General features: G+C 42.2%; 9 protein-coding genes, 2 tRNA genes and 1 pseudogene. 8 read left to right on the top strand and 4 right to left on the bottom strand.

Translation table 11 applies throughout. The annotated features are described in order from the left end of the window. Positions 1 to 77: 77 nt before the first annotated feature. The 3 genes from ACYVTD_RS06825 to ACYVTD_RS06815 form a co-directional block, all read right to left on the bottom strand. Positions 78 to 380 carry a hypothetical protein gene (locus ACYVTD_RS06825; protein WP_461247027.1) on the bottom strand — a complete coding sequence of 101 codons (303 nt, stop codon included), beginning with the start codon at positions 378 to 380 and terminating at the stop codon, positions 78 to 80. A gap of 25 nt (positions 381 to 405) precedes the next feature. Further along, positions 406 to 747 carry a hypothetical protein gene (locus tag ACYVTD_RS06820; RefSeq protein WP_461247026.1) on the bottom strand — a complete coding sequence of 114 codons (342 nt, stop codon included), beginning with the start codon at positions 745 to 747 and terminating at the stop codon, positions 406 to 408. Between the two features lie 34 nt (positions 748 to 781). Continuing rightward, positions 782 to 854, bottom strand: a tRNA-Lys gene (locus ACYVTD_RS06815). A 126-nt stretch (positions 855 to 980) separates the two neighbouring features. Here ACYVTD_RS06815 and ACYVTD_RS06810 point away from each other — a divergent pair. The 8 genes and pseudogenes from ACYVTD_RS06810 (at position 981) to ACYVTD_RS06775 (ending at position 9,738) form a co-directional block, all read left to right on the top strand. Further along, a tRNA-Leu gene (locus ACYVTD_RS06810) sits at positions 981 to 1,061 on the top strand. Between the two features lie 28 nt (positions 1,062 to 1,089). Next, positions 1,090 to 2,439 (top strand): trigger factor, encoded by a 1,350-nt coding sequence (gene tig / locus ACYVTD_RS06805; RefSeq protein WP_461247025.1) that lies wholly within the window; start codon positions 1,090 to 1,092, stop codon positions 2,437 to 2,439. Positions 2,440 to 2,460: 21 nt separating this feature from the next. Next, positions 2,461 to 3,063, top strand: coding sequence for an ATP-dependent Clp protease proteolytic subunit (locus ACYVTD_RS06800; protein WP_461247024.1), 603 nt, complete (start codon positions 2,461 to 2,463; stop codon positions 3,061 to 3,063). Then, positions 3,047 to 4,306 (top strand): annotated as a pseudogene (gene clpX, locus ACYVTD_RS06795) (ATP-dependent Clp protease ATP-binding subunit ClpX). Before ACYVTD_RS06800 ends, clpX begins: the two are co-directional and overlap by 17 nt. Positions 4,307 to 4,310: 4 nt before the next feature. Continuing rightward, positions 4,311 to 6,962, top strand: a complete 2,652-nt coding sequence (lon, locus tag ACYVTD_RS06790) for an endopeptidase La (protein ID WP_461247023.1) — start codon at positions 4,311 to 4,313, stop codon at positions 6,960 to 6,962. A 37-nt stretch (positions 6,963 to 6,999) separates the two neighbouring features. Further along, positions 7,000 to 7,782 (top strand): ion transporter, encoded by a 783-nt coding sequence (locus ACYVTD_RS06785; RefSeq protein ID WP_461247022.1) that lies wholly within the window; start codon positions 7,000 to 7,002, stop codon positions 7,780 to 7,782. 53 nt (positions 7,783 to 7,835) lie between these two features. Further along, positions 7,836 to 8,423: an indolepyruvate oxidoreductase subunit beta gene (locus ACYVTD_RS06780; RefSeq protein ID WP_461247021.1), complete on the top strand. Its 588-nt coding sequence runs from the start codon at positions 7,836 to 7,838 to the stop codon at positions 8,421 to 8,423. Further along, complete coding sequence (locus ACYVTD_RS06775) at positions 8,368 to 9,738, top strand: phenylacetate--CoA ligase family protein (protein ID WP_461247020.1); 1,371 nt, start codon at positions 8,368 to 8,370, stop codon at positions 9,736 to 9,738. The genes ACYVTD_RS06780 and ACYVTD_RS06775 overlap by 56 nt, the downstream gene beginning before the upstream one ends. Before the next feature lie 118 nt (positions 9,739 to 9,856). Here the strand turns inward: ACYVTD_RS06775 and ACYVTD_RS06770 are convergent. Then, on the bottom strand, positions 9,857 to 10,878 hold a 1,022-nt coding region (locus ACYVTD_RS06770), incomplete at its 5' end, for an SUMF1/EgtB/PvdO family nonheme iron enzyme (protein WP_461247019.1).

The following is a 10,878-nucleotide window of genomic DNA, read 5'->3' as shown; positions in this document are numbered from 1 at the left end:
TCCATGACGATCCATGAGTCTTTCATTTTTCCAGCATAGGACAAATTCATGTTGCCCGTTTTCTTTCCATAATTTTTTTATGGCTTCTTGCAAGACGGGATCAAATGGGACAATTTGTTCTTTTTTCCTTTTGTATGTTCTAAAATTCTCTTTTCTTTATTGTCAAAATTTTGCCACGCTCTTTTGACGGTAATTTTTGGAGTAACCCAATCCAAATCTTCAGGTTTAAGCGCGAATATTTCAGCCTGGCGTAGATTCGAAAGGAACATAATGGCGCAAACGGCTAATTTTATTGTCCGCAGAAGCACCCCAGTTTGAAAAAGTTTTAGCATTTCATTTTCCAGAAGGGTATCCCTAGCGGTACTTCTTTTTCTATCCAAGTCCCAACTGTTATATCTTCAATTATTACACGTCCGCTGGCGCTACACCTTCTTCTTGTTGTTTGTTTCTTAAAAAAGCGATAAGTGCATCGACTCCAGTCTTAGCTTCAGCCTTCGTCTTAGGGTTTCGAAACAGTGCCAGTTCATCTGGCAAATTGTAAAAACTTTTCCGTCGCCATTCGGCGCATACGCGACTGTTCAAACCGTAGGCGAAATTAAGATTGAACTGAAAAGTTTCTGAATCTTTACGCCATGTGATCACATAAGGTTCGAATATTCTTGACATAAACAACATCTCCTGAATTGGGATTCCTGCACAATTAATGCACAGTGCCATTTTATTCAGAGAAACTGTTGGAAAAGTCATTCCGTAATTCCTTACAACATAAACAATTAACCCATGAACCGTGGAAGGATCGAACTTCCGACCCGCAGATTAAGAGTCTGCTGCTCTACCAGCTGAGCTAACGGTCCAAACCTGCAAATATACTATCAAAATGCTGAAATATGGTCAATTATCCCCATTCCTTCCTACATTGACATAAATCCCCAAAAATTGATACAATACCCCCAGAGACTCGCCATTGCGGTAGCATACAGGCGAGAGTGGTGGAATTGGCAGACACGCCAGACTTAGGATCTGGTGCCGCAGGCATAAGGGTTCAAGTCCCTTCTCTCGCAGTAAAAGAATAAAATATAGAGGAAAATTGTGGCTATTACTAAAGAATTAAAACGGCTTGAAAAATCAAATGTATCCTTAAGCGTTACTATCCCCAAAGAGGACGTGCGCTCTCGCTATAACGAGATGATAGAGGAATATACCAAAGAAATGCAGTTGCCCGGTTTTCGCAAGGGGAAAGTCCCACGGGAAGTTCTGGAGCGGAAATTCGGCGACGCCCTTAAAGACGACGCTTTGGGGCGTGTCATGGAAGCGTCTTTACAGGAGATTTTTAAAGACGAAAATCTGCCTCGCAACGAAAAACCCCTGCCCTATTCCACGCCGGAGCTTAAAGACAAACCGGATTTTGATCTCGACAAAGACCTGCAATTTTCCGTAACTTATGATGTTCTGCCCGAAGTGAAAATCGGTCAATGGAAGGGGTTAAATGTTGAGTACCCTTATGCGGAAATTGAGAAAAAAGACATTGATAAAGAACTCGATGAAATACGCGAGCGAAACGCCATAGTCATGGATAGGGACGACAACGCTACGGCGAGAAAAGGCGATGTCGTTACCATTGATTATCAGTTCTTTGATGAGAACGGCGAAAAAAATCCCAGTATGCAGCGTAAGGATTTTGTTTTTACACTAGATTCAGGAACTAATATCTACAAATTTGACGATGAAATAATCGGTATGAAAAAAGGCGAGACAAAAGAGTTTACAAAAAAGTTTGAGAAAGATCATTTTGATGCGGCTCTCGCGGGCAATTCAAGGAAAATACAAGTAACGCTTACTGCCCTTAAAGAGAAAAAACTCCCTGAACTTGACGATGATTTGGCGCAGGACGTTGATGAAAAGTTTAAAACTTTGGAAGATCTTAAAAACAACATAAAAGACAAATTAACCAAAAGTTTGGAGTACCGCCTGCGGGAAAGAAAATTAAGCGAACTTTTAAAGAAAATTATAGAAAATACTCCTGTTGTTCTGCCCGAATCCATGATTAGGGCGGAAGTTGAAGGACGCTGGCGGCAGCTTGCCCGTTACTACAACATGAACCCCGAAACAATCGCCCAAATGATGAACACAGAAGAAAAAAGCAAAGAATGGCGCGAAGTGGCGGAAAAGGCTCTCCACTCAAGATTGATAATCGAAACTTTAATGGAAGAGCAAAAAATTGAAGTTTCCGATGAAGATGTAGAACAGGAATTTAAGTCGATTGCGGCGGCAAGCGGAGCCGAAGTTGACGAAGTTAAAAGACATTATAACGAAGAAGCAGTATTTTACTTAAAAGAAGACATAAGAGAAAAGAAAATTACAGACATGATGTTTGCGGAAAACAGCTTTAAACAAGGGAAAAAGGAGAATTATCTGGATTTTATGTCAGATAATGGTTAAATTTAGGGTATGAGTATAAAAATGAGCAGTCTGGTTCCAATGGTAATTGAACAAACAGGAATGGGTGAACGTTCCTACGATATTTTTTCCCGACTTTTAAAAGATCGTATCGTATTTTTAGATGGGGAGATAAATGACATATCCGCCGATCTTGTCGTAGCCCAGCTTTTGTTTCTGGACGGTCAGGATATTGACAAGGACATCAACCTTTACATAAATTCCCCCGGCGGTTCGGTAACCGCCGCCCTTGCTATTTACGACACAATTCAACATTTAAAATCGGACGTTCAAACAATTTGCCTTGGACAAGCGGCAAGCATGGCGGCGCTTATTTTAACTGCCGGTTCCGTTGGAAAGCGAAAAGTTCTTCCGTCGTCAAGGGTGCTTATTCATCAGCCGTGGGGCGGTGCTCAAGGACAGGCGCGGGACATCGGTATTCAATCAAAAGAAATTGTCCGTCTTAAAAAATTAATAATCGAATATTTTGCCAACCACACAGGAAAATCAATAGAACAAATCGCGTCGGACTTGGAAAGAGACTTTTTTATGTCAGCGCAAGACGCGGTCGAGTACGGCATAGCCGACTCCATATTAACGAGGGAAAAAAATGGCAAAACTTCGTAATGGACCTGAAGTATTTGAAAGAGTCTGCTCTTTTTGCGGAAAAAGCGCGGACATGGCGCGCAGATTAATCGCCGGACCCAATGATGTTTTTATTTGCGATGAATGTATAGAAGTTTGCCGCAAAATTTTAAGCGAGGAGGAACATGAGCTTACCTCGCATTTTACAGGCGATATTCCTACGCCTCAAGAAATAAAAGCGTACCTCGATCTTTTTATCATCGGGCAGGATAACGCTAAAAAAGCGCTTTCCGTAGCCGTTTACAACCACTACAAAAGAATAGCGAACCCTTCAAAAGAAAACGAAGAAGTTGAAATTGAAAAATCCAACGTTCTGTTAATCGGTCCTACGGGAACCGGCAAAACGTTACTTGCAAAAATTTTGGCGAAAAAATTAAAAGTTCCGTTTGCAATTGTAGACGCTACAACTCTTACGGAAGCCGGATATGTCGGCGAAGACGTAGAAAACATTCTTCTTAAACTGATACAAAGCGCAGGCGGCAATATTTCCGCCGCGGAAAGGGGCATTGTCTACATTGATGAAATAGACAAGATTGCGCGCAAGGGCGAAAATATTTCCATTACACGCGATGTTTCAGGCGAGGGCGTTCAACAGGCGCTTTTAAAAATTATTGAGGGGACTGTAGCCTCTGTTCCGCCTCAAGGCGGAAGAAAACATCCCAATCAGGAAATGATACGGATTGACACTACAAATATTCTTTTTATTTGCGGCGGAGCTTTTGTAGGACTGGATAAAATAATCGCCCAGCGCGTTGTGAATCACCCGTTGGGCTTTGGCTCGGAAGCGACAGGCGGAGAAAAATCTTTAAGGGAGCTTTACGACGCAATGCACCCCGATGATTTAATCCGCTTTGGAATGATTCCCGAATTTATCGGAAGGCTCCCCATTACCGTCGGGCTTGAAGAGTTAAAACTCGATGATTTAAAACGCATTATCACGGAGCCTCGTAACGCTATCGTGCGCCAGTATCAGGCTTCGTTGGCTTATGACAATGTAAAACTTGAATTTACTGAAAAAGCTATCGACGCGATAGCGGACAAGGCGATAAAACAAAAAACAGGAGCGCGCGGTTAAAGGGCGATTGTAGAAAAACTTATGACTGACATTATGTTTAAAATTCCCTCAGTCCCGGGCAAAAAAAAAATAATAATTTCCCAAGATACAGTGGAAAAATCAGAACCGCCGCAGATAATATATCTGGAGCAGAAGCAAAAGAGCGCATAACGCCGTGAAAAAAATCGCAGGAGAAAAAAAGAGGGGTTCCCCATTCGGGTTCTTTTCCCGTTTTAAGGATAAAAGCGCTTTATTCTACGATTATTCGGGAACGGAAGAACTTTCCGATGAAGACCTTCCCCTGCTTCCGTTGCGTGACCTTGTGCTTTTTCCGCAGACAGTGGTTCCAATTTTTATTACTTATAAACCCGGCATTGCGGCGTTAGATGAAGCGTTAAAAAGAGACAACCGTCTTTTTGCGGCGTGCTTAAAAAAGAACGAGCTTCGCCTTTCATCAGACGAACCTTACGCCATCGGCACTGTGGTAAGAATCATATCGCACTTAAAACTTCCCGATAACACTTTCCGCGTTGTGTTTCAATGCGAATACCGAGGGACAATACTCTCCATTAACACGCATCAAAATTTTTCTATGGTAAGGGTGGAGCCGATTAGAACAATCGGATTAAGCGAACCTTTAAGCTCCGAAGATTTAGGGTTAATGCGCAGCGTACAAAAATCATTTTCCCAATACGCCGAATATTCAGGCAGAATAGGACCCGACACCCTTACCGCAGTGGAAAAAGCGGAAGACCCGGAACGATTGGCTAACCTTGTATGTAACGCCATATATATAAAATCAGAGAAAAAAATCGAGTTGTTAGGATACGGCGATACAAGGGAAAGGTTTCTTTCGATCCTTGAAATGCTGGAAAAAGAAAATGAAATTTATGGGATTCAAAAAAATATTTCCGGCAAAGTAAGAAGGCGAATGGATAAACGCCACCGCGAATATATCCTTAATGAGCAGTTACGTGAAATTAACAAAGAGCTTGGCAAGGATAAAATAGAAGACGAGTTTGCCATTCTTGAAAAACGTATTACTGAAAAAAATCCGCCGCTTGAAGTTAAGGAAAAAACTGAAAAAGAAATAAAAAGATTAAGAAAACTCCAGCCTCTTTCGCCGGAAGCGGCGGTTTTACGCGGATACCTTGAATGGATAGCGGATCTTCCGTGGAGCAATTACACGACGGATTCCGTTGATCTTGCCGAAGCGGAAAAAATTCTTGATGAAGATCACTTTGGCATGAAAAAAGCCAAAGACCGTATAATTGAATTTATAGCCGTGCGCCAACTGCTTGCCGATGAAGTTAATAGAAGTGAAGCGCTTAAAGATAACGCCTTAAAAGATGATGCGTTTAAGGACATTGTTCTTAAAGACGAGACAATTAAAGACGAAGCTATTAAAGATGATATTCTTAAAGACGCACTAAAAGATGAAGCGATAAAAAACGAAGCTGTTAAAAATAACGCGAAAATATCAATTCCAAGTTCCGTAAAGGGACCTATTCTTTGCTTTGTGGGACCGCCCGGTACTGGAAAAACAAGTCTTGGAAAATCTGTCGCCCGCGCCCTTGGCAGAAACTTTGTGCGTATTTCATTGGGCGGCGTGCGCGATGAAGCGGAAATTCGCGGACACAGAAAAACTTATGTGGGCGCTCTACCCGGTAAAATTATTCAGTCCATGTGCAAGGCTGGCACGACCAACCCTGTTTTCTTGTTAGACGAAATTGACAAACTTTCCAGCGACTTCCGAGGAGACCCCGCATCCGCCTTGCTTGAAGTGCTTGACCCCGAACAAAACTCAACTTTTGTGGATCATTACCTTGAAGTTCAATACGATCTTTCCAAAGTAATGTTTTTAACAACGGCAAATTCACTGCACTCCATTCCGTATCCCCTACTCGACCGCATGGAAATAATCGAGGTTCCCGGTTACGGTGAAAATGAAAAATTAAGCATAGCAAAACAGTTTTTAGTGCCAAAAGAGTTACGCGAAAACGGATTATCTTCCGCTAAAATAACATTTAGGGACGATACGATAAAAAACATTATCCGTTTTTGGACAATGGAATCGGGAGTGCGTAACCTTGAACGGGAGACGGCAAGATGCATCAGACGCATAGCAAGAGACGCTGTAAATAAAGGTTACGGAAAAGACAAAGCCGTATCGGAATTCAATAAAATTATAACGCCGGCTAATTTGGAAAAATTGCTTGGCAAGAAAAAATACAAGCGAGACGTTGTTTTCAGGGAAGCCAGAGTCGGCGTAACTTACGGGCTTGCTTGGACGGAAACAGGCGGAACGGTTCTGCCTGTTGAGACAATCCGTTATGCCGGAAGCGGAGAACTTTTAATAACCGGAAACTTAGGCGATGTAATGAAAGAAAGCGCCCGCATCGCTCTTTCATACTTGCGCAGTATGGGAAACAAATACAATTTTATCGCCAAAGATTTGTTAAAATCCGACTTCCACATACACGTTCCCGAAGGCGCAATCCCCAAGGACGGACCTTCCGCAGGCGTTACCCTCGCCTCTTCTTTGCTCTCCACCCTTTGCAAAGTTCCGCCACGTCCGTGTATCGCCATGACAGGTGAGCTTACCCTCACAGGCAGAATTCTTCCCATCGGCGGATTAAAAGAAAAAGTGCTTGCCGCTATCAGAAACGGAATGGAAACGGTGCTTCTTCCAAAAGACAACATGGAAGACTGGAACGAGCTAGATAAGGACATTCGCTCATGCATAAAAGTTGAATTTGCAGAAACTGCCGCCGATGTTTTTGATCTTTTATTTGACGCTAAAAAAATTAAAAAGTCTTCAAGGTAAATGTAAGAGAATATATTAAATTATTTGGAGGTTTAACATGACAAAAAAACGTATTTTTGAAATACTTGAACCCGCTGAGGAAGGCGACCGTGTAAGTAAAATATTTGATATTTCCATTATCACTCTGATTTGCGTAAATATAGCTGCCGTAATAGCGTCTTCTTTTAATTCAATAAGCGAAAACTTTGCGTTTTTTCTTAATTGTTTTGAAGTGTTTTCTATCATTATTTTTACCGCCGAATATTTATTAAGATTATGGACGGCGAATTATCTGTATCCTGACTCAAAATTTCCGCAATTAAAATTCTTTTTCTCTTTCGCCGCGTTAATTGACCTGGCGGCAATACTCCCCTTCTATATTCCGTTTATAGTAGGAGTCGATCTTAGATTCTTAAGAGTGTTGCGGGTATTACGAATGTTCAGAGTTTTTAAATTAGGCAGATACAGCGAAGCTATGAATATTATAGGAAAAGTTTTAAAGAAAGAAAAAGAAAAATTGATCTCTACCATTGTATTAACGGTTATTATGATTTTTATTTCCGCTACTGTAATGTACTATGCGGAAAATACGGCTCAACCGGATATATTTCCCAATATAATAGAAACATTGTGGTGGGCTGTTTCTACTTTTACTACCGTCTGGTACGGGGATTATTACCCGATAACTATTATCGGAAAAATATGCGGCGCTATTATATCCTTGCTTGGAATTATGATAGTAGCCCTTCCAAGCGGTATAATTTGTTCTGGGTTTATGGAAGAACTATACAAGGGTAATAATAGCAAAAAATGCCCGCATTGCGGAAAAGAAATCGAGTAAAATGACGTTTTATCGCACTGGTATTTTTCCCTATTTTACGCAATAATAGACATATGAAATACGATGTAATTTTAGCAGGTGTCGGAGGACAGGGCGTTCTTTCTGTCGCTTCCATTATCGCGCAAGCGGCAATGAACGAAGGTTTTGAGGTGCGCCAAAGCGAAGTACACGGCATGGCGCAAAGAGGGGGGGCGGTTCTAGCTTCTCTGCGTATTGCCGATAAAAAAATAGCTGGTGATCTTGTGCCAAAGGGCGGCGCGGATTTAATAATCTCTATGGAACCGCTTGAAAGTTTGCGTTATGTGTCATACCTAAAACCGAATGGCATTCTTGTTACGGCGGCAGAGCCTTTTAACAATATCGCCAATTATCCCGATATTAACGGCGTTCATTCCACTGTAAAAAAACTTCCAAAATGGCGGATTATTCAGGCAGTTGCTTTGGCAAAAGAAGCAGGGCTTGCAAAAACTGTAAATACAGTCATGGTGGGAGCGGCATCGTGCTTTCTTCCGTTAAAAGCCGAAAGTCTTGAAAAAACAATTACCGAAGTGTTTTCAAAAAAAGACGAGAAAATCGCGCAGGCAAATGCTAAGGCTTTTAAACTCGGGCAGACTGCCTGTAAAACAGCCGGAAGCGCCTGACATGGATTTTCAATATTGGCAACCTGAAATAGAAAAAATGCCTCGAGAACAGCTTGAAGCACTACAACTGAAAAAATTAAAAACCGAGGTGGGCTATGCCTTGCGGACAACTTTTTACAAAGAGCGGCTTTCAAAAGCGGGAATAAAAAGTTCCGATGACATTAAGTCGCTTGCCGATCTTAAAAAAATTCCTTTTACTTCTAAAAACGATTTAAGAGACGGCTTCCCTTACGGATTTTTAAGTATTCCACAAGATGATGTTGTGCGTCTTCACGCTTCAAGCGGTACTACCGGAATTCCCACTACAATTTATTTTAACAAAGACGACATTAAACAATGGGCGAATTATATGGCTCGCTGTATCTACGGAACAGGCTGTACTAAAAGCGACGTGTTCCAAAACATGATAACTTACGGTCTTTTCACTGGCGGGCTGGGAATGCATCAAGGCGGCGAAGAAGTGGGAATGCTTGTAATACCGGCGGGAGCGGGAAAAACAGCCCGCCCGTTCAGAATGATGCAGGATTACGGAACTACTGTGTTACATGCTACTCCAAGTTTCCTTCTGCACCTTGAAACAAAAATGAAGGAAGCAGGCGTTTCAAGAGAAAATCTCTCTCTTAAACGAGCGTTTGCCGGAGCGGAGCCTTACTCCGAGGACACAAGACGGCGTATAGAAGCACTGTTAAAAATCGATGTTTTTAATTCTTACGGACTTTCTGAAATGAACGGACCGGGTGTAGCCTTTGAGTGCCAATGCAAGGACGGACTTCACATCTGGGAGGACGGATACATAGCGGAGATTGTTAATCCCGACACACTTGAACCTGTAAAAGACGGAGAAATTGGCGAGCTTGTTCTTACAATTCTCTGCCGTGAAGCAACGCCTATTTTGCGTTATCGCACAAGAGACCTTACATCTTTTTATACGGAGCCGTGCAAATGCGGAAGAACTCACCGCAGGCTTCATCGCATAACAGGGCGTAGCGACGATATGCTTATCATAAACGGAGTAAATGTCTTCCCAAGTCAAATTGAAGAAGTGATTATGAGCATGAAGGAAGTCGGTAACAATTACCTTATCGTTGTGGAAAAAGACGGCGTTTTAGACAGACTGACTGTAAAAACCGAAGTAAGCGCCAACACCTTCATGGACGACACCCGCCCATTAAACGCTCTTAAAGAAAAAATTAAGGAAACGCTGCAAGCGTCAATCTCAATCAGCCCAAGGGTGGAATTGCACGAAAGCGGCAGTCTGCCGATTTCCGAAGGAAAAGCGGTAAGGGTGCAGGATACAAGACCTAAAGACGTGTAGGGTTTACGAACCAACACGAATAGGAACGAATAATTTTTTACCACGAACCAACACGAACCACACGAACATAAAAAAGAGCCGCCAATTTCTTGGCGGCTCTACCTAACTTATGCGTTACTTATTTATGCCGCACTACACGGAAACCTATGTCGTGTGAAGAATAGTTCCAGAAGTAACCGGTGCGGGCAGCCGAACGCAACAATGAATAATCAGGATTTTCCCAGCTTCCGCCACGCACTACTTTGCTGTCGGAATTATTAGGACCGGTCGGATTAATCGCAGAAATGCTTTTTGAATAATAATTTTCGTCATAAGCGTCCCAACACCATTCAAATACATTGCCATGCATGTCATACAATTTCCATGCGTTAGGTTTTTTCTTTCCTATATCATGAGTCCAATTACTGCTGTTGTACCCAAACCATGCCACTTCGCTAACCGATGCGGTATTGTTATAATCATTATTTCCGTTGTTAAATGCGGTTGTTGTCTCCGCACGGCATGCGTATTCCCACTCCGCTTCGGTAGGTAAACGATAACCGTTTTTGCTAAAGTCCGCCGTTACATCACTACCAGCTATATTATAAACCTGCTCTAACCCTTCCTTGTAGCTTAATTGGTTGCAGAATTTTATGGCATCAATCCACGTTAAACGCTCTACAGGTCGATTCCAATTACCACTATCGGAGAATTCACTTGGATTGCTTCCCATTACCGCCCTATACTGATCTTGCGTTATCTCATATTTGCCCATGTAAAAACCGCTCAAGGTTATCTCATGTTGCGGTACTTCAGAATTTTTATGTCCTTTTTCGCTTGCTGGACTGCCCATCAAATATGTTCCGCCGGGTATCCATATTACATTTATATTACCTGTACCTGGACCAGTAGTATATTCGTTATCAGAATTTGCAACCCACTTGGCGTAAAGAGTGATATTAGCGGTTACATGGGTATTAAAATAGTAAGGACTGGTAAACGCTGTATCCTTGTACCAGTAGTCAAAAATATAGTTGCTTTTGGTGGGGTTCGCCGGACGTGTCGCAAAACCGCCGTCTGCTACGTTCTGGCTTGGAACGGAAGTGCCGCCATTGGATTCAAATGTTACAATAAAACCTGTTGTAACACCGGTTGCAATGC

It is taken from the genome of Treponema sp. R6D11, from assembly GCF_054786075.1.
This window is presented reverse-complemented; position numbering and strand designations above follow the sequence as displayed.

Coding starts and splice junctions, on each gene's coding strand:
- ACYVTD_RS06820 (WP_461247026.1), bottom strand. CDS start 747: ATGACTTTTCCAACAGTTTCTCTGAATAAAATGGCACTGTGCATTAAT.
- ACYVTD_RS06800 (WP_461247024.1), top strand. CDS start 2,461: ATGAGCAGTCTGGTTCCAATGGTAATTGAACAAACAGGAATGGGTGAA.
- ACYVTD_RS06785 (WP_461247022.1), top strand. CDS start 7,000: ATGACAAAAAAACGTATTTTTGAAATACTTGAACCCGCTGAGGAAGGC.
- ACYVTD_RS06780 (WP_461247021.1), top strand. CDS start 7,836: ATGAAATACGATGTAATTTTAGCAGGTGTCGGAGGACAGGGCGTTCTT.
- ACYVTD_RS06775 (WP_461247020.1), top strand. CDS start 8,368: ATGCTAAGGCTTTTAAACTCGGGCAGACTGCCTGTAAAACAGCCGGAA.